Raw genomic sequence first — 17,451 nt, 5'->3', positions numbered from 1 at the left:
TGTCGCTGCCGTCGTTTCCTCGAGACTGCGATGTCCTCTGGTCTGGCGTCGAAAAGAAGACGCTTAAGTAGCTTCACGGGGTATCCACGGTCACTATGGCAAACGGCAAGTACGCCGCACGCAAACTCAAGAAGGACCGCCAGCAACACCGGTGGTCCGACTCGAAGTACGCCCGACGGGAGCGCGGGCTCGGGGCAAAGTCCGATCCTCTCGAGGGTGCCCCCCAGGGTCGCGGCATCGTCTTAGAGAAGGTCGGCATCGAGGCCAAACAGCCCAACTCGGCGATCCGGAAGTGTGTCCGGGTCCAGTTGATCAAGAACGGTAAACAGGTCACGGCGTTCTGTCCCGGCGACGGTGCTATCTCGTTCATCGACGAGCACGACGAGGTGACCATCGCGGGTATCGGCGGCGCGAAGGGTCGCGCGATGGGTGACCTCTCCGGGGTCAACTACAAGGTCGAGAAGGTCAACGGTGTCTCGATGATCGAACTCGTCCGCGGCAACGCCGAGAAACCGGTGCGATAACCATGAGTGCCGAGACAGACTCAGAGTCCGAATCCGACGGCGATGGGGGCGCGACTGGTGCGAAACTGTTCGGTCGCTGGTCGACCGACGACATCGAGTTCCAGGATCCTTCGACCGAACGGTACGTCACGATCACGCCCATCGCCCACACGATGGGTCGTCACGCCACCAAACAGTTCCAGAAATCCGAGATCTCCATCGTCGAGCGGTTGATCAACCGTCTCATGCAGACCGACGAGAACACGGGCAAGAAACAGCAAACCACCCGAATGGTCCGGGAGGCCTTCGAGATCGTCCACGAGCGTACCGACGAGAATCCGATCCAGGTGCTCGTCCGTGCGATCGAGAACAGCGCTCCCCGCGAGGAGACTGTCCGACTCAAGTATGGTGGGATCTCCGTCCCCAAGGCCGTCGACATCTCCCCGCAACGGCGCGTCGACCAGGCACTGAAGTTCCTCGCGGAAGGCGTCTACAACGACTCCTTCAAGACGCCGACCGACGCCGAGGAGGCCCTCGCCGGGCAACTGATTGGCGCCGCTAACAACGACGTCTCTACCTACGCCGTCAACCAGAAAGAGGAGAAAGAACGCGTCGCGGCCGCCGCGCGATAACTGTTGTCTCGCTGTTTTCGTCGTTTTGATTCGATCTTCGTTCCGAGTTCCAACACTCACTGATTTACCGACAGTGCAATCACCAGTCGCTATCGGGAGTTTCGAAACCGATCCGCGAAAACCGTCGGATTACTTCGCGCGGTTGCGATCGCTACTGTTGCTCGGACGAGTGTGTTCGGCACCCTTTCCACGGACGTCGAGGCCGCGGTTGCGCTTGCCCGCGCTCGTCAGGCCGCGAAGCGCCCGTTCGGCGTGGTCGTCGTCGCAGATCCAGTTGAGGTCGTCGTCGTTCTCGATCGCGGGGTGGTTCGGATCCACGAGGATCACTTCGAACCACTTCTGGCTGCCGTCCTCGCCGACCCAGTAGGAGTTGAGTACACGGAGGTTGGCGTACTTCTTGGTGACGCGTTCCTCGGCCACCCGTTGGAGGTTCTTCCGGCGAGTGATCCGGGTCACGCCCTGTCGCTTCGAGCGCCGGCCGGCCTTGTGTCGCCGCTTGCGCGCGCTGCCCTTGCGGACGCTTGCGCGCGCAACGACGATTCCCTGTTTGGCTTTATAGCCCAGCGATCGGGCGCGGTCGAGGCGGGTCGGTCGCTCGACGCGCTCGATGGCGCCCTGTTCGCGCCACTCCTGCATGCGTTGCCACTGGAGTTCGGCGAGTTTGCCGTCGTCCGGGTCCTTCCAGGCGTCTCGGATGTGTGAGTAGAAGCTCCGTGCCATGATTTCACCGCGGGCGTTGAGTGGTTCAGCCGCCGAGCGGCCACATCCCGACCTGCGTGGGCAGGTGCCCGCTGGTTGCCCGCCGACCAGCGAGTCATTCAATCTACTTCGTTTGTCCTCTTAAGGAATTCGAACTCGCTTCGGAGAGGACGTCCGGCCATCTCCCTTCTGTTCCAGTTGTACTGCCAGACCTGCCTGTGGTCCGTCTGGGAACCGACCGGAAGCCCCAGCGGTATCCACTGGTATACGTCTGTTTCGAAGAGTTCATCCGTGACATCTATCCTCTCTGGTGGGGCGGGATGATCGTCTCCTTGACAGTCGAAGGGATCGACACGCTTCCGGCGAGGTACGAACGATCTCCGGTCTGCTCGAAGTCGTGTACTCTGGACAGACGCCACACAACCGTCAGCCGATGTTGACTGAACTCTCCGGGCAAGCGTCGATGTTCCTCTGGACGACGGACGGTCGGCGACTGGGGCGCCCAACTCGAAGACATCCAGGCTCGTCGCATCACGCCCGACGCCTCGAATAGCTCCTGTGATTCACGAACTCGGGAGCAGTGTCCCTATCCTATCAAATATACTGACGGTAGTTCGAGACGAGGGCGACATCATCGTCGACATGGAGGGGCCGGGATCGACCGACTGTTGCCCGGCTGAACTTCGAGGGTGGATCGAGCACGCCCGCAATTAACTCTCTGTGGTTCTGTCCCGGTCGATCCACACCAAATCACGCCGCCTACTAATTTATTATAGCGATTATTGGTTTATAGATTCGGCACACACGATTCGTTCGTCGATATCTCTCGCGGGTATGAGAAAACGGGAGCTCACTCCTTCAGACCGCGTCGATCGACTCGAAGCCCCCGTCCGCGATAACGGTGGCGAGGTCGGTGCTGTCCACGTCGTCGACGGCACGGGGGTATTTCCGCTCGAAGTAGCCGAGGACGTTCTCGATGTCGCGATCGAGCAGTTCCCGCGCATTCTCGTGTTCGGTTTCGACCGCCTGGGGCCAGTCGAAGACTGTCACCCCCTGTTCGTGGACGAAGACGTTGTACTCGCTCATGTCCGCGTGGACGTATCCCTCCTTGTAGGCGTTTTGTACTTCTCGGAGGATCAGATCTAGGACGGGACGCACCTGCTCGTCCTCGAGTTTGGTTCGGGAGAGTTCGACCCCGTCCATCCGCTCCATGACGATCGCGTGACGGTTGTGATCGACTGGTCTCGGGACGCTAACCCCAGGGTATAGCTCCTCGAGAACGGTGTACTCGCGTTCCGCCGCTTTTCGGGCCGTATATAGCCAGGAAACGTGTTCGCGGTCGGCCGTGTACTCCCGTTCTCGCATCACTTCCCGGAAGTTCGTATAGCCCTCGCGGTGGTACTTCAGCGCCAGAGGTTTGTAGGACTGGACCTCGTAGACGTCGCTTTCCTTGCCGACGCCGAGACTCGAACCGACCCCCTCGATGCTGTCTCGCTCGGCGAACGTATGTAACGCCAGTGCATCGTACCCCTCGAAGGTAAGCCGAAAGCCCGTATACTGGATCGTCTTCCGCTCTATCAGCCCGCGGTCCTCGCAGCGATCCAGCCGGTAGTCGACGTCCTCGGAAGTCAACCGGGCGTACTCCGGGATCTTCCCGCGCGCGACCCACTCCGAGAAGCGCATCCCCTGCTCGATACCGGACAACAGGTGGAAGTCCTCGGGCTCCAGCTCGGCGAGCACCGGCGCGACGTTCGAGACCATCACCGCTCCGTAGGGGACTCCCGGTCAAAAGCCCGGCGCGTCGGGGTGAAATCCCGGCATTAAAGTGTATATCGATATATCGAACTTCGATAATCGCGATCAGCGTCGGTTGTCGCTGTCGAAGCGATTTTGCCGCCGCCAGCCGAGGGGGAGAGTATGAAAATCGGTGCACACACCTCGATCGCGGGCGGCGTCTCCAACGCGGTCGAAGAACAACTCGAATACGACGGCAACTGTGGACAGATCTTTTCCCATTCCCCGCAGGTCTGGCAGGATCCTTCGATCGAGGAGAGTGAGGCGGCAGCCTTCCGCGAGCGCTCGGCCGAGGCTGACGTCGAGCCCTGGGTGATCCACTCGTCGTATCTGGTGAACCTCTGTACTCCCAAAGACGACCTCCGCGAGAAGTCGATCGACTCCATGCAACAGGAAGTCGAGGCCGCCGATCGCCTCGGCGTCGAGTACGTAAACGTCCACCTCGGTGCGCACACGGGTGCGGGCGTTGAGCAGGGTCTCGACAACGCCGCGAGCGCTTTGGACGAACTTGACGTGCCCGAGGACGTGACCGTCCTCGTCGAATCGGACGCTGGCAGCGGGACGAAACTCGGCGGCGAGTTCGACCATCTGGCCGGGATTTTAGAGCGCAGTGACCAGGATATCGGGATCTGCCTGGACACGGCCCATCTCTTCGCCGCCGGCTACGACCTCTCGACGCCGGACGCTGTTGCGGAAACCGTCGACGAATTCGCGGAACAGGTCGGATTGGATGCCCTGGAGTGTCTCCATCTCAACGACTCGAAACACGCTTGCGGGACGAACAAGGACGAACACGCACACCTCGGCGAGGGTGAAATCGGTGCGGAGGGAATTGCCGCCGTCGTGAACCACCCCAATCTCCGTGAACTGCCGTTCGTTCTGGAGACGCCTACAGAGGACGGTCGCGGGTTCGCCTGGAACGTCGATCGGGCCCGAGAACTGCGTGAGGACTGGTCGTGACCGGACGACGTTCCCGGGATCGACTCCCTTTTCACTCGAAGTGACCATCAGGGGCGTATGCGCCGGTTCGACGCCGAGTATCTCACCCACACGCGCCGTGGCATGTGGGGGGAGTCCCGACAGGCCCTGTCAGCCCTTGACCTCCCGGGACGCGATGAGATACTGGATGTCGGCTGTGGCACGGGCGAACTCACTCGCGTACTTCGCGAGGAGACCGATGGGACAGTCGTCGGCTGTGACGCCGACCCTGAACTCCTCGCACACATCGATCCGCCGATCACCGTCGGCGACGCGTATCGGCTCCCGTTCGACGATGACACGTTCGATCTGGTCGTCTGTCAGGCGCTGTTGGTCAACCTCCTCGAACCGGTCGCGGCCATAGAGGAGTTCGCTCGCGTTGCCAGCGACGCTGTCGCGGTGATCGAACCGGACAACGACGATGTCACAGTGCGGTCGACCGTCGACACGGAGTCGGCCCTGGCACGGAAGGCGCGGCGCCACTATTTCGAAGGCGTCGAGACGGACACCGCTCTCGGCTCGTCGCTCCGACCGTTACTGGAGGCTGCGAGCCTGCAGTCGGTCGATGTCTCCCGGTACGATCACGAGCGGACAGTCACGCAGCCGTATTCGACGGCGGATTTAGAGGCCGCGCGTCGGAAAGCCAGCGGCGGGGGACTGGCTGCCGATCGGGAGACGATGCTCGCCGGCGGGCTCTCGGCGGCCGACTACGACGACCTCCGGGCCGACTGGCGCGAGATGGGACGGACCGTCATCGAGCAGATGCGGGACGGTACCTACGAACGAACCGAGACGGTCCCGTTCTACGTCGCGATCGGACGGACGTGATCTCTCAGAGCACGTCACCCCGGACGGTGGTTCCATCCTGGCGCTCGCGACGGTCGTTCACCGTCTCGGCCGCCGCGGTGGCTTCGTTTTCGTCGGCACCGAGTTGTTCCAACGCGCCGACCAGTGTCGGGAAGACATACTCGCCCGCCCGGAGTTTCTCGAAGGCCTCGGCCGAGCGTCGGCCGTCGATCCACAGGCAAACGCCGCGGGGATCGAGGACGTGTTCGTAGTCCTCCCGCGCGAGCGACCCCTCCAGTCGGCGGGTGACGTTGTCCTCGAAGGAGGCGTTACAGACCTCGAGGTGGATCGACTCGCCCTCGGCGAGGAGGTGCTCGGCGAGACACTTCTCGGGCGCGACGTGCCCACTGGGGTTCGCTGTGACGAATTCGGGGTGCTCGCGGGCCCACTCGGTTCGGACCGTCTCGCCGACCCCTTCGACACCCAGTTCCGAATCGAGCGTCTGTGCTTCGTCGGTCGCCTGGCCGAACAGGAGGTCTTTCGTGAGGTAGACGTCTAGGCGCTCGACGGGATCCACTCCGAGAGCCAGGTCGCCGTAGACCCAGATCTCCCTGACGGGGACGGGCATCGTCTCGCGATCGACGGTCTCGACGAGTTCTTCGAGCCGGTCGACCGCCGTCTCGCGGTCGAGTTCGGTCATCGTCGTCGATTGAGGGTCGACGGACAAAACGGTTGCCCGACCGGCGGCAGTGGTCTCGACGCGATGTCGGGAGCGAAATCCATACCCGCCTCGATCGGCTACCGGACGTCGATGGATTGCGATCGGTGCGGTGAGCCAGCGGTCATGCACGCGGCCTACTCCGGGGCGCACCTCTGTGAAACACATTTCCGGCGGTCCGTCGAGAAACGCGTCCGGCGGCGCATCCGGGAGGACGGTCTCGTCCCCGAGGCCGCCACGCCCGAGAAGCCAGTGACCTGGCTGATCGGGCTGTCGGGCGGGAAAGACAGTGTCGCCCTCGCGCAGATCCTCGCGGAGACCTTCGCCGAGGACCCCCGGATCGAACTGTTCGCACTTTCGATCCACGAAGGGATCGAAGGCTATCGTGACGAGAGTCTGGCAGCGGCCGAGGACTTAACGTCCGATCTGGAGATCCACCACGAAACGGTGAGCTATGCCGAGGAGTTCGACGTTCGGATGGACGAGGTCGTCGAAGACGATCCCGAGAGTATGGCTGCGTGTGCCTACTGTGGCGTGTTCCGCCGTGATCTCCTCTCGGCATACGCCGAGGAGGACGACGCCGACCTCCTGTTAACCGGGCACAACCTCGACGACGAGGCCGAGACCGCGATGATGAACTTCCTGGAGGGCGATGTCGAGCAGATGGCCAAACACTTCGACGCCAGCCTCGGCCCACTTCCCGAGCGGACGCTGACCGATCGTCACGTCCCCCGCGCCAAGCCGCTCCGGGACGTCCCCGAGAAAGAGGTCGCGCTGTACGCTCGACTTCGTGACCTCCCGGCCCACATCACGGAGTGTCCCCATGCGTCGGAGTCCTTCCGGGGGAAAATTCAGTCGCTGCTGTACGAACTCGAAGAGAGTCATCCGGGGACGCGCCATTCGATCATGGCCGGGTACGAGCGATTGGCCCGCCAGGCGTCTCGGAGTGTCGACCGCGACCGTTCGTATACGTCCTGTGACACCTGTGGTGCGCCGACGACTGGCGGTCGTTGCCGGAAGTGCCAGTTGCTGGACGCGCTGGACGCTTGACGACAAAGAAAAGCGGAACGGCGTTCAGTCCGTCCGAACGACGTCGAGTCCGTTGTTCTTCTCGACCGCGTCTCGACCGCCGTCAGTCTCGCCGAAGCTCCGTCCGCCGGAACTCGAACTCCCGCCGAAGTCGCTGTCCACGTTGCTGGCGGCGTCGAAGGCGCTGTCGTCGATGTCCTCGCCGTCGATCGCGGCCCGGGACTTGTTGGCCTGCTTCTGGGTCGTCGGACCCAGGACCTGCGCCGACTGGACGCCGGTCATGATCGCCATGACGCGGACTTTGCCCTTGTACTCCTCCTCGATGCGGGCACCCCAGATGACGTTGGCGTTGGCCTCCAGGCGGTCGGTGATGTTACTCGCGATCCCCTCGGCCTCGTCGAGCGTCAGGTCGGGGCCGCCCGTGATGTGGACTAGGCCGCCGCTTGCGCCGCGGTAGTCGACGTCCAGCAGCGGGTGGTTCATCGCGTCGCTCACGACCTCCTGGGTCTTGTTCTTGTCCTGGGTCTCGCCGACGAGCATCACCGCGACGCCGCCCTGGTTCATGATCGCGGACATGTCCGCGTAGTCCAGGTTGATCAGCGACGGCTGGGTGATCGTCTCGGAGATCCCCTTGACCGTCTCGGCGATGATCTGGTCCATCACCGAGAAGGCTTTCCCGATCGGTAGGTTCGGGACGTAATCCAGCAGGCGGTTGTTGTCCAGGACGATGATCGAGTCGGCCTCGTTGCGCAGGTTTTCGAGACCCTCTTCGGCCTTGACCGTCCGCGCCCGCTCTACGTTGAACGGCGTCGAGACCATGCCGACGACGATCGCACCCTGCTCCTTGGCGATCTTCGAGACGACGGGGGCCGCGCCGGTCCCGGTCCCGCCGCCCATGCCTGCCGTCACGAACACGAGGTCGGCGTCGCCCAGCACTTCCTTGATCGTGCCCTGGGCCATTTCGGTGGCGCGCTCGCCCATCGAGGGATCGCCGCCCGCCCCGAGTCCGTTGGTGAGGGATTTGCCGACAAGGATCTTCGTGTCGGCCTCGATCATCTTGAGGTGCTGCTTGTCGGTATTCAGCGCGATCGTGTCGGCGCCTTCGACGCCGATGTTGTACAGCCGATTGACGGTGTTGTTACCGGCACCGCCACAGCCGACGATCACGATACGCGGATCGCCGAACTCGTCGTCGTCGGCGTCCATCTCGCGCTGTTCCTCCTCCTCGTGTTTCAGGGCCGAGTTGACTATGTCCTGCATGGTCTACACCTTCGCCCAGGTGCGACGCTTGCGTTTCTCGGACGGTCGCTCCTTGCCCGTGTCCTGTTCGGCGAGCATCTCCCGGACGGCCGACCGGATCGCCTCGCTCCGGTTGGGGTACTCCCCCGTCTCGACCATTTGCTCGACCTCCTCGATCTGTTGCTTCGGAATCCGTAGTGTCACACGCTCCATGTTTTATCGTTCCCCTTTGGGTAAGACGGACGCGGCGGGTCGCCCGCTCGTCTTACACCGATGAACCGCCAGACGGCGGCCGGTGGCACCCGGTGCGCCACGGTGTAAGACGATCCCGTCTTACGCATTACCGTACCACAGAGTGAGGCATTATAAAGCTTTCCCTGAGTGTAAGACACTAGCGGGTGAAGTGGCGTAAACACCACGGAGAGGTACGTTTACGCGCCGATTACTGATCGAGCACGTCGGCGGCAGCCGTCCGACGCCCACAGCTCGGGCAGAACGCCCAGTCCGACCGGAGTTCATCGCCGCACTCACAGAAAACACGGTGGGAGGCTTTTTCCCCGCAGTTGGGGCAGTAGACGTGTTCTGCCGAGACGGTCTCGCCGCACTTCGCGCAGGTCCGGTCCTCGCTGGCGTCCCGTTCTCCGGGAGTGGCGGTTCGTGCGTCGGCTCCGGCGTCGGTCGTCCCTTCGGGTGTCACGACGGCGTCGGCGAGCGAGAGGGTGACGTTGACGTCCTGGGGCCGGGTTCGTCCGACGGCTCCGAGCCGATCGGCAAGGACGGCGTCGACGCGCTCCTCGATGAGGTCGTCGAGACTCTCCTCGGCCGAGGTGGGCGCGGACGTGGACGCGGTGGACTCCGACGTCTCCCCTGCAGGGGACGTCTCGTCCGGATCCTCGAGGTAGGTCCGCAACGCCTCGCGCATGACCTCGCTCTTCGAGGCATCGAACGCCTCCAGTTGCGCGACGAGGTCGTCGTCGGCGCGGAACGTGATCTTGCTCATACGGCCTGTCATACGGGTTGACAGTGGTCCTACTTCAATCTTCGTGAACGTCTGACGTGCGTCTGTCGCGTACGTGACGAACAGCTGGCGACGCCCGGATTCCGCCGTGAATGATAACCGTTAAGTCCGGGACCGAACGTACGTGAGAGTACGCCCGCCCTTAGCTCAGACTGGTAGAGCAGTCGACTGTAGATCGACTTGTCCCCCGTTCAAATCGGGGAGGGCGGACTCGTTTTCCAGTTGAATCGTTGCCGACTGCGTTCGGCTTGTCCCCCGTCCTCGTGAGCGGAGCGAACGAGGGCTCGGAAGTCGCGCGCAGCGTAGCGAGCACGTCTTCCGGCGTTCAAATCGGGGAGGGCGGACTTGTTCTGTCGACGCAATGCGTCGACTGGCAAGTCTCTCCCGACACGATTTGAACACGCCAGTCGCAGCCCCGGGAGCGCAGCGAAGCGAGCACCCTGGAACGTCTGGCATCTGTTCAAATCGGGAAGGGCGGACTACGTTGCTGCCGACTGCGAACGAGGTGAGCCAGCGGCGTCTATCGAGTTTCCCACGACACGGCTTGAACCAACTGATCAGCGGGCGAACGCCTCGAAGGGGTTGTCTTCCGTGAGCCGTCGGACGGCCGCGTCGTCGATGCCCGCGTCCCGAAGCTTCGGGAGGAACTCGCCGGTGAGGTACGTATAGGGTTTCTGTTCGCCGCCACTGGGTTCGGAGGGGTCGTACCAGCCCCGATCCTGACTTAACAGGACCCGGTCGTCAAAGCCGTCTTCGAGCATCGTTTGCACGCGGTCGACGTAGTACGCGTCGTTCCGATCCTCGCCGCCGATCCAGTCGTACTCGACGTAGGCGCCACGGTCGGCGATCTCGCGGTGCAGCGAGGTATCGGACTCGGCCTGGGCGTGGATCCAGACGAAGCGATCGGCAGTGTAGCCGGCATCCTCGATGAGGTCGAGTTGTCGGTGGACGACCGATCCGTGAAGTGTGTGACTGCCGATCAATGCGTCCGTCTCGGCACCGGCACGGGCCGCCGCGCGCAGAATTTTGGCCTCGTCGTCGGACAGGCCGGTCGGATCATCGTCGTCGGTGCTGACCTTGATCCAGGCGGCCCGGACGCCGGTGTCTTCGACGCCGTCGGTGAGTTCCGCCAGCAACCACTCGTAGAGGTCGTCCTCGCTCGCCTCGCGGGCCCACGCCGGGATGGCGGGCTCCTGATAGATACCCGTCGGGACGACGATCGGGAAGTCCGTCGCCTGCGAGACCGCGAGATCGACGTCGACGCGACGGCCCACGCCTTCGGGCGTGCACTCGACGAGGGCCGTCACCCCTTCCTCGCGGGCGCGTTCGATCTCCGGGGCCATGACGTCGACGACGTCGTCCGGGTCAGCGTCTTCCCAGTTGTGCTCCGCTTTCGGTCCCAGATCCACGAAGACGTGCTCGTGTGGCAGTATCGTGCCGAGGTCCGCTCGTGAGCGCTCGCCTAGTGTCGTGATGAGAGCCGCCATGGCCAGCGTACGGCCACACGAGAGATGAGCGTGTTGTTCGACCAGGAATGCTATCTATTCAACGTATCCGTCCCATGGTAGGTCCGTTGACCCGTTTATAAACGAACTCGAATCGACAGACGAAAGCGGGGTTAGAGGCGTAAACTATCGGCTCCCTTTTTGGTCCCGGACGTCGAGGGTAAACCCGTGGTAACGATGGGTGTCTTCGACCGTGACACGTTCTTCTCGGGTGCCGACGAGGCCGAGGTGCTCCCTTATCTCTGCCTGTCCTGTGAGACGCCGCATCCAGTTCAGTATCACACCTGTCCGGAGTGTGGGAGCTACGACGTGCGCCGCGCGAAGTGGGTCGACGATCACTGACGCCATCCTGGTGGTGTCGACTGACGACGACTCGCATGATTGCGGCTGGCCCGAGATCCGCCCGCGGACCGAGAGCGGGCGATACAAGTACGAGGCGATCCAAATTTTCCTTTGGACATGCAACGCAGACCGCTCGGTACGACCGGATGGGACGTCACGGAGGTCGGTCTCGGGACCTGGAACATCGGCGGCGCGGCCTGGGGGGACATCTCCGAGGAAGAAGGTCGGGACGTCGTCCGCACCGCGCTGGATGCGGGCATCGACTTTCTCGACACGGCGGACGTCTACGGCGACGGCACCAGCGAACGACACATCGGGACCGTCCTCGAAGAAGACGACTACGACCGCGAGGAGGTCGTCGTCGCGACGAAGGCGGGTCGTCGACTCGACCCCCATACAGCGGAGGGATACAACGCCGATAACCTCGAGTCGTACGTCGATCGCAGTCGCGAGAATCTCGGCACCGAGACGCTGGATCTTCTGCAGTTGCACTGCCCGCCCAACGATGTCTACTATCAGCCCGAGGTTTTCGACGCGCTCGAGGAGCTGAAGGACCGCGGGAAAATCGCCCATTACGGCGTCAGCGTCGAGAAGGTCGAGCAGGCACTGAAGGCCATCGAATACCCCGGCGTCGAGACGGTCCAGATCATCTTTAACATGTTCCGTCAGCGTCCGGCGGAACTGTTCTTCGAGGAGGCCAAACGACAGGACGTGGGCGTAATCGTTCGCGTGCCCCTGGCCTCAGGCCTGCTGACCGGTGCGATCGATCGCGACACGGAATTCCCCGAGAACGACCATCGGAACTTCAACCGCGAGGGCGAAGCCTTCGACCGCGGGGAGACCTTCGCCGGCCTCCCCTTCGAGAGGGGAATCGACGCCGTCGAAACTCTTGAACCGCACGTTCCCGAGGAGATGACGATGGCCCAGATGGCCCTGCGCTGGATCCTCGATCACGACGCCGTCTCGACGGTCATTCCGGGCTCGACCTCGCCGGCACACATCCGCGACAACGTCGACGCCGCGGAGATGAACTCCCTCAGCCATGAGATTCACGGCGCGGTCCGCGATATCTACGAGGAATACGTCCACGAGGACGTCCACCACCGCTGGTGAGGTCGGTCGACGCCGGTCTCCAATTCCCTTCCTATTTTCCGGTCCACTCCCCGTTTTTCCGGTCCACTCCCCGTTCTCCGATCCGTTTCACGTTTTGCCGGTCGTTCGATATCCGGTGCATAAATCCTATGGTACCATATATAATGTTATATCGTGGCACGCTTTTCGAATCCCGAAGTGGGTGCTTATAGGCGGCGGCGTCGAAACGCCCGGCATGCGATTCCCGAGTGAGATCGTCGTCGATCGGTTCTTGCCGACGGCACGGGCGATGCTCGCCAGAGAGCTCGTCGACCGGGGGCTCACCCAGCAGGAGATCGCCGAACACCTCGGTGTCACCCAGGCCGCGGTGAGCAAGTACGTCGGCGGCAACGTCGCCATCGAGAAGCGTTTCAGCGGGAACCCGCGAATGGAGGAGACCGTCGACCGTGTCGCCGACGGGTTCGCAGATGGGTCGATGGATGCTTACGAGGCGCTGGGAGAGTTTTTGGAGGTGGTCCGGGCCTTCGAGGATCGCGGACCGATCTGTGCGATCCACGAGGAAGAAGTCCCTGCGCTTGCGGGACTGGGCTGTGACCTGTGTGTGCGTGGATACGACGAGGCGGTCGCCGACGAGCGGGCAATCCTCTCGAACGTCAGGAAGGCGACCCGATTGCTGGCCGACGAGACGGCGATGGTCGCGTTCGTCCCCAACGTCGGGACGAACGTCGGCATGGCGTTGCCCGAGGCCGACGACGAACTCGACGTGGCGGCGGTCCCCGGCCGCGTCCACGCGATGCGCGGGCGGATCGACGTTCCGGCGAACCCGGAGTTCGGCGGCTCCCAGCACGTCGCCCGGACGATCCTGGCGGCCGGACGTGTCGACCCGTCGGTCCGGGCCGCGCTGAACCTCACGACCGACGAGACGTTGCTGGCGGCCGCCCGTGACCGCGGGATCGACCCGCTCGAATTCGACGCCGATTACGACGACCGCCACGAGCGCCTCGTCACTGCGTTCGCGGAACGCGATGAGGTTCCGCGGGTCATTTACCACGAGGGGGCCTTCGGCATCGAACCTATCACCTACGTCTTCGGGAACGATGCCGTCGACGCCACGCGGCTGGCGATCGAACTTGTACGAGACGCTCAGGCGTGAGCTTACTGATCGATGTGGACGGGAATCCACCACACGCGCGAACGTCCGCCGACCTTCTTGCTGGTGACCTCCGTCGACTCGGCGAGGTCGTGAAGCTTGTTGAGTGCCGTCCGCCGGGAACAACCCAGTTCCCCCGCGACCTCACTGGCGGTCAGTGGCTCGGCGTAGTCCTCGCGGTCCCGAAAGACTGCTGTGACGTCCTCGACAGTGTACTCCGTCTCGCGGCCTGGTTCGCTCATAGTTCCCGATACGCGAGCTTGGTATTTAATTTCTCACGTAGGTATCTCTGTTAATTATTTTGCCTTCCTCACGACGACGTTCGCGTGTACACAGTCGTTTTCACGCCCAAGCGTTTAACCGGACGCTCCTCGGACCCGGTGCCATGAACGCGGGCGGGCGGATCTGGCTCGGTGTCGACGTCGGCGGCACGTTCACCGACGTTGTGTTGATCGTCGACGGGACGCTCACGACGGCCAAGGTCTCGACGACTGACGAGCAAAGCGAGGGCGTCATCGAGGGGATCGAGACGGCTTGTGAGTCGGCCGGAATCGACGTGGCGGCCGTCGACCGGTTCAGACACGCGACGACGGTGGCCGTCAACACGATGCTCGAAGGGGAGGGAGCGAGGGCGGCGCTGGTCACGACCGAGGGGTTCGCGGACGTCCTCGAAATCGGTCGCCAGAACCGGCCGTCGCTTTACAACCTCGACGCGGGGAAGCCCGAACCGTTGATCCCGGCCGAGTTACGCGTCGAGATCGACGAACGTGCCACTCCGGAGGGAATCGAGCGTGCGGTCGATCCTGACGCCGTGCGGGAACTCGCCGCGGACATCCCCGACGACGTCGAGAGCGTCGCGGTAAGTCTCTTCCACGCCTATGCCCATCCCGACAACGAGCGCACGGTCGAGGCCATACTCCGGGAGGTAGGCGAGTGGTCGGTCTCGACGAGCCACGAGGTGCTCGGCACGTTCCGGGAGTACGAGCGGACGGCGACGACAGCGGTGGACGCTTACGTGACGCCAGTCGTCGATACGTACCTGGGTCGGTTGATCGATCGGGCGGACGAGCGCGGGCTTCCGACGCCTCGTGTCATGCAGTCCAACGGTGGGATCGCCGACGCGGCGACCGTCCGTGAGCGTGCGGTGACCACGTTGCTCTCTGGACCGGCGGCGGGGGTCGTCGGCGCGGCGAGTGTGGCTGCGGGGGAACGGCTCGTCACCTTCGACATGGGCGGGACCTCGGCTGACGTGGGACTGGTCGTCGACGGGACGGTGGCGCGTACCACCGACGCGAGGATCGCCGAGCGACCCGTCGGCGTGTCGATGGTCGACGTCGAGACGGTCGGTGCCGGTGGCGGCAGCGTCGGCTGGGTGGACGAGGGCGGGGCGTTGCGTGTCGGTCCGCGATCTGCGGGAGCTGAACCCGGTCCCGCTTGCTACGGACGCGGGGGAAGCGAAGCCACGGTCACGGACGCCGCCCTCCAGCTGGGCTATCTCGGTGGCGAATCGCTGGGGAATTTCGACCTCGATGCCGACGCCGCCGAGGCGGTCCTGACCGACCTCGCCGACGCGGCCGAACTCGACGGTCCGATCGCAGCCGCCCGCGGAATCTATCGCGTCACTAACGCGACGATGACACGGACGATCCGGTCAGTGACCGTCGAACGCGGTCACGATCCACGGGAGTTTACCCTCGTCGCCTTCGGGGGTGCCGGGCCGATGCACGCCGCGGCGCTGGCCGATCGGCTCGGGATCGAGCGCGTCCTCGTTCCACGGGCAAGCGGCGTCCTCTCGGCGTACGGCCTGCTCGCAGCCGACGAGACACACGACGCTGCCCGCACCTACCGGACGGACGTCGACGAGGTCGACGTGACGGCGATAGAGAACCATTACGACGACCTGGTGGCGAGGGTCCGTACGGACGCGAGCGAACCCGAACGTACGACGATCGAACGCGAGGCCGATCTCCGGTACGCCGGCCAGAGCTACGAGGTGACCGTTCCGGCGACCCAGCCGTTCGATCCGGCAGCGATGAGAGACCACTTTCACGTCGCTCACGAGCGCGCCAGGGGGTACCGACTTCCCGACGAGGCCGTGGAACTCGTCACGCTCCGGACGACCGCAACGATCGCAGGCGAGGATCCGCCGTTGTCGGGCCCGGGGTCCAGCGATGCCAGCCGGACGAGACGGGGTGTTTCCTTCGAGGGCAAGTATCGTGAGACGCCGGTGCTGGATCGCGGGGGACTCTCCACCGGAGCGTTCGTCGAGGGGCCGGCGATCATCGCGGGCGGGGAGAGTACGGTCGTCGTGGCGCCGGGCTGGAACGCGACGGTCGACGATCGCGGGACGCTGATCCTCGATGGAGGTATCGACCGATGAGCGACGCCCTCGGTCCGATCGACCTGGAGATCCTCCGCAATCAACTGGAGGGCGTCGCCGAGGAGATGGGCGACGTGTTGATCCGGGGGGCGTATTCGCCGAACATCGCCGAGCGCCGGGACTGTTCGACGGCGATATTCGATGCCGATGGCCGGCTGGTCGCACAGGCCGAGCACATCCCGGTCCACCTCGGAGCGATGCCCGATGCCGTCGAGGCGGTCCGCGAGTGCGATCCCGAACCCGGCGATGTGTTCGTCCTGAACGACCCGTTCGCCGGCGGGACACATCTCCCGGACGTGACGATGGTCTCGCCGATCACCCACGAGGCGCCCGGGGCCTCGGAACGATCGGGTGGGCCGTGCAAGCGCGACGGACGGATCGTGGCCTACGCCGCGTCCCGAGCCCACCACGCCGACGTGGGTGGCATGGCACCCGGGAGCATGCCAGCCGGTGCGCGTGACGTCCACCAGGAGGGACTGCGGATCCCGCCCACGCGCCTCGTGGTCGCCGGCGAGCTACGGGACGAGGTCGAGGATCTACTGCTGGCGAACGTCCGCAATCCTCGACAGCGCCGCGCGGACCTGCGCGCCCAGCGGGCGGCCAACGATCGCGGCGCCGAACGGATCGACGAGTTGCTCGACGAGCACGGCGAGGAGCTCTTGACGGCGTTCGATGCGGTGATCGAGTACTCCCGTGAGCGCGTCGAAGGAGAGATCGACGCCCTGCCGGACGGCCGTTACGAAGCGCGTGACGTCCTCGAGGGTGACGGGATCACAGACACGGATATCCCGATCGCGGTGGCTGTAACGATCGACGGCGAGCGTCTGGACGTGGACTTTTCAGGCACGGCCGGACAGGTCGCCGGCAACGTCAACGCGCCGCTATCGGTCGCAAAGAGTGCGGTGTTGTTCGTCGTCCGGTGTGTGACCGATCCGGACGTGCCGCCGAACCAGGGCTGCTACGATCCGGTTACTGTCAGTGCACCCGCTGGTTCGTTGTTGAACCCGGAACCGCCGGCAGCCGTCGTGGGCGGCAACGTCGAGACGAGCCAGCGAGTCGCGGATGTGGTATTCGCGGCGATCAGTGAAGTCGCGCCCGAGCGTGTCCCGGCCGACGGCCAGGGGACGATGAACAACCTCGTGATCGGCTCGCCGACTTTCACCTACTACGAGACGATCGGCGGCGGCGGGGGAGCGACGGCCGGCGCCGACGGCATGGACGCCGTCCAGGTCGGGATGACCAACACGCAGAACACGCCGGTCGAGGCGCTGGAGGGAACGTATCCCCTCACCGTCGAGGAATACGCGATCAGGCGAGGGAGCGGCGGCGACGGTGCTCAGGAGGGTGGAGACGGTCTCCGGCGGTCGATCCGTCTGGAGAGCGAGGCGACAGTCTCGTTGCTCACCGAACGCCGCCGGTATGCTCCGGCCGGTCGAGCGGGTGGCGGCGACGGGACGACGGGCCGAAACCTGATCGACGGCGATCCAGTACCGGCGAAGACGACACGCGAACTCGCTGCCGGAACCGTCGTCACTGTGCTGACACCGGGGGGCGGCGGGTACGGGCAGGGATAACACTCACAATCA

General features: G+C 64.1%; 18 protein-coding genes and 1 tRNA gene. 11 read left to right on the top strand and 8 right to left on the bottom strand.

Annotated features, from left to right (window positions below; translation table 11 throughout):
* Nucleotides 1-95: 95 nt before the first annotated feature.
* Complete coding sequence (locus tag E3374_RS02205) at nt 96-524, top strand: 30S ribosomal protein S12 (RefSeq protein WP_008523925.1); 429 nt, start codon at nt 96-98, stop codon at nt 522-524.
* A 2-nt stretch (nt 525-526) separates the two neighbouring features.
* A complete protein-coding gene (locus tag E3374_RS02200) occupies nt 527-1,135 on the top strand; it encodes a 30S ribosomal protein S7 (protein ID WP_136687258.1) in 609 nt (202 codons plus the stop codon).
* A gap of 129 nt (nt 1,136-1,264) precedes the next feature.
* Here E3374_RS02200 and E3374_RS02195 read toward each other — a convergent pair whose 3' ends face one another.
* Both E3374_RS02195 and E3374_RS02185 read right to left on the bottom strand, forming a co-directional pair.
* Nucleotides 1,265-1,855: a 50S ribosomal protein L15e gene (locus tag E3374_RS02195; RefSeq protein WP_136687256.1), complete on the bottom strand. Its 591-nt coding sequence runs from the start codon at nt 1,853-1,855 to the stop codon at nt 1,265-1,267.
* 837 nt (nt 1,856-2,692) lie between these two features.
* On the bottom strand, nt 2,693-3,595 hold the full coding sequence (locus E3374_RS02185; RefSeq protein ID WP_136687254.1) for a serine/threonine-protein kinase RIO2: 903 nt from the start codon (nt 3,593-3,595) through the stop codon (nt 2,693-2,695).
* Nucleotides 3,596-3,751: 156 nt separating this feature from the next.
* Between E3374_RS02185 and E3374_RS02180 the strand changes: the two genes are divergently transcribed.
* Together E3374_RS02180 and E3374_RS02175 are read left to right on the top strand one after the other, a co-directional pair.
* Nucleotides 3,752-4,588 carry a deoxyribonuclease IV gene (locus E3374_RS02180; RefSeq protein ID WP_136687252.1) on the top strand — a complete coding sequence of 279 codons (837 nt, stop codon included), beginning with the start codon at nt 3,752-3,754 and terminating at the stop codon, nt 4,586-4,588.
* A 57-nt stretch (nt 4,589-4,645) separates the two neighbouring features.
* Entirely contained in the window at nt 4,646-5,434 is a 789-nt protein-coding gene (locus tag E3374_RS02175) for a class I SAM-dependent methyltransferase (RefSeq protein ID WP_136687250.1), read from the top strand.
* A 4-nt stretch (nt 5,435-5,438) separates the two neighbouring features.
* On the opposite strand, the gene E3374_RS02170 is transcribed toward E3374_RS02175, so the two are convergent.
* Complete coding sequence (locus E3374_RS02170; RefSeq protein ID WP_136687248.1) at nt 5,439-6,092, bottom strand: DUF7095 family protein; 654 nt, start codon at nt 6,090-6,092, stop codon at nt 5,439-5,441.
* Between the two features lie 111 nt (nt 6,093-6,203).
* Here E3374_RS02170 and ncsA point away from each other — a divergent pair, with 111 nt between their 5' ends.
* Entirely contained in the window at nt 6,204-7,160 is a 957-nt protein-coding gene (gene ncsA / locus E3374_RS02165; protein WP_136687245.1) for a tRNA 2-thiolation protein NcsA, read from the top strand.
* A 24-nt stretch (nt 7,161-7,184) separates the two neighbouring features.
* On the opposite strand, the gene ftsZ is transcribed toward ncsA, so the two are convergent.
* The 3 genes from ftsZ to E3374_RS02150 form a co-directional block, all read right to left on the bottom strand.
* Nucleotides 7,185-8,399 (bottom strand): cell division protein FtsZ, encoded by a 1,215-nt coding sequence (gene ftsZ, locus E3374_RS02160; RefSeq protein ID WP_136687243.1) that lies wholly within the window; start codon nt 8,397-8,399, stop codon nt 7,185-7,187.
* A gap of 3 nt (nt 8,400-8,402) precedes the next feature.
* A complete protein-coding gene (locus tag E3374_RS02155) occupies nt 8,403-8,591 on the bottom strand; it encodes a ribbon-helix-helix domain-containing protein (RefSeq protein WP_136687241.1) in 189 nt (62 codons plus the stop codon).
* 229 nt (nt 8,592-8,820) lie between these two features.
* Nucleotides 8,821-9,378: a double zinc ribbon domain-containing protein gene (locus tag E3374_RS02150; RefSeq protein WP_136687239.1), complete on the bottom strand. Its 558-nt coding sequence runs from the start codon at nt 9,376-9,378 to the stop codon at nt 8,821-8,823.
* 154 nt (nt 9,379-9,532) lie between these two features.
* Here E3374_RS02150 and E3374_RS02145 point away from each other — a divergent pair.
* Nucleotides 9,533-9,606 (top strand) — tRNA-Tyr (locus tag E3374_RS02145).
* 347 nt (nt 9,607-9,953) lie between these two features.
* Here E3374_RS02145 and E3374_RS02140 read toward each other — a convergent pair.
* Nucleotides 9,954-10,883 carry a phosphotriesterase family protein gene (locus E3374_RS02140; protein WP_136687237.1) on the bottom strand — a complete coding sequence of 310 codons (930 nt, stop codon included), beginning with the start codon at nt 10,881-10,883 and terminating at the stop codon, nt 9,954-9,956.
* Nucleotides 10,884-11,078: 195 nt separating this feature from the next.
* Between E3374_RS02140 and E3374_RS02135 the strand changes: the two genes are divergently transcribed.
* From E3374_RS02135 to E3374_RS02125, 3 genes are all read left to right on the top strand, one after another.
* Entirely contained in the window at nt 11,079-11,243 is a 165-nt protein-coding gene (locus E3374_RS02135; RefSeq protein ID WP_136687442.1) for a hydrogenase maturation nickel metallochaperone HypA, read from the top strand.
* Nucleotides 11,244-11,360: 117 nt separating this feature from the next.
* Nucleotides 11,361-12,356, top strand: coding sequence for an aldo/keto reductase (locus E3374_RS02130; protein ID WP_136687234.1), 996 nt, complete (start codon nt 11,361-11,363; stop codon nt 12,354-12,356).
* A 214-nt stretch (nt 12,357-12,570) separates the two neighbouring features.
* Nucleotides 12,571-13,488 carry a thiamine-phosphate synthase family protein gene (locus E3374_RS02125; protein WP_136687232.1) on the top strand — a complete coding sequence of 306 codons (918 nt, stop codon included), beginning with the start codon at nt 12,571-12,573 and terminating at the stop codon, nt 13,486-13,488.
* A 2-nt stretch (nt 13,489-13,490) separates the two neighbouring features.
* On the opposite strand, the gene E3374_RS02120 is transcribed toward E3374_RS02125, so the two are convergent.
* Entirely contained in the window at nt 13,491-13,727 is a 237-nt protein-coding gene (locus tag E3374_RS02120) for a helix-turn-helix domain-containing protein (RefSeq protein ID WP_136687230.1), read from the bottom strand.
* A 143-nt stretch (nt 13,728-13,870) separates the two neighbouring features.
* Between E3374_RS02120 and E3374_RS02115 the strand changes: the two genes are divergently transcribed.
* Complete coding sequence (locus E3374_RS02115) at nt 13,871-15,865, top strand: hydantoinase/oxoprolinase family protein (RefSeq protein ID WP_136687227.1); 1,995 nt, start codon at nt 13,871-13,873, stop codon at nt 15,863-15,865.
* Nucleotides 15,862-17,439, top strand: coding sequence for a hydantoinase B/oxoprolinase family protein (locus tag E3374_RS02110; RefSeq protein ID WP_136687225.1), 1,578 nt, complete (start codon nt 15,862-15,864; stop codon nt 17,437-17,439). The genes E3374_RS02115 and E3374_RS02110 overlap by 4 nt, the downstream gene beginning before the upstream one ends.
* Nucleotides 17,440-17,451: the final 12 nt, after the last annotated feature.

It is taken from the genome of Halorhabdus amylolytica, from assembly GCF_004944975.1.
Lineage (GTDB): Archaea > Halobacteriota > Halobacteria > Halobacteriales > Haloarculaceae > Halorhabdus > Halorhabdus amylolytica.
This window is presented reverse-complemented; position numbering and strand designations above follow the sequence as displayed.

Excerpts from the sequence above, each read along its gene's own strand:
- E3374_RS02205 (WP_008523925.1), top strand. The coding sequence starts at position 96 with ATGGCAAACGGCAAGTACGCCGCACGCAAACTCAAGAAGGACCGCCAG.
- E3374_RS02200 (WP_136687258.1), top strand. The coding sequence starts at position 527 with ATGAGTGCCGAGACAGACTCAGAGTCCGAATCCGACGGCGATGGGGGC.
- E3374_RS02195 (WP_136687256.1), bottom strand. The coding sequence starts at position 1,855 with ATGGCACGGAGCTTCTACTCACACATCCGAGACGCCTGGAAGGACCCG.
- E3374_RS02185 (WP_136687254.1), bottom strand. The coding sequence starts at position 3,595 with ATGGTCTCGAACGTCGCGCCGGTGCTCGCCGAGCTGGAGCCCGAGGAC.
- E3374_RS02180 (WP_136687252.1), top strand. The coding sequence starts at position 3,752 with ATGAAAATCGGTGCACACACCTCGATCGCGGGCGGCGTCTCCAACGCG.
- E3374_RS02175 (WP_136687250.1), top strand. The coding sequence starts at position 4,646 with ATGCGCCGGTTCGACGCCGAGTATCTCACCCACACGCGCCGTGGCATG.
- E3374_RS02170 (WP_136687248.1), bottom strand. The coding sequence starts at position 6,092 with ATGACCGAACTCGACCGCGAGACGGCGGTCGACCGGCTCGAAGAACTC.
- ncsA (WP_136687245.1), top strand. The coding sequence starts at position 6,204 with ATGGATTGCGATCGGTGCGGTGAGCCAGCGGTCATGCACGCGGCCTAC.
- ftsZ (WP_136687243.1), bottom strand. The coding sequence starts at position 8,399 with ATGCAGGACATAGTCAACTCGGCCCTGAAACACGAGGAGGAGGAACAG.
- E3374_RS02155 (WP_136687241.1), bottom strand. The coding sequence starts at position 8,591 with ATGGAGCGTGTGACACTACGGATTCCGAAGCAACAGATCGAGGAGGTC.
- E3374_RS02150 (WP_136687239.1), bottom strand. The coding sequence starts at position 9,378 with ATGAGCAAGATCACGTTCCGCGCCGACGACGACCTCGTCGCGCAACTG.
- E3374_RS02140 (WP_136687237.1), bottom strand. The coding sequence starts at position 10,883 with ATGGCGGCTCTCATCACGACACTAGGCGAGCGCTCACGAGCGGACCTC.
- E3374_RS02135 (WP_136687442.1), top strand. The coding sequence starts at position 11,079 with ATGGGTGTCTTCGACCGTGACACGTTCTTCTCGGGTGCCGACGAGGCC.
- E3374_RS02130 (WP_136687234.1), top strand. The coding sequence starts at position 11,361 with ATGCAACGCAGACCGCTCGGTACGACCGGATGGGACGTCACGGAGGTC.
- E3374_RS02125 (WP_136687232.1), top strand. The coding sequence starts at position 12,571 with ATGCGATTCCCGAGTGAGATCGTCGTCGATCGGTTCTTGCCGACGGCA.
- E3374_RS02120 (WP_136687230.1), bottom strand. The coding sequence starts at position 13,727 with ATGAGCGAACCAGGCCGCGAGACGGAGTACACTGTCGAGGACGTCACA.
- E3374_RS02115 (WP_136687227.1), top strand. The coding sequence starts at position 13,871 with ATGAACGCGGGCGGGCGGATCTGGCTCGGTGTCGACGTCGGCGGCACG.
- E3374_RS02110 (WP_136687225.1), top strand. The coding sequence starts at position 15,862 with ATGAGCGACGCCCTCGGTCCGATCGACCTGGAGATCCTCCGCAATCAA.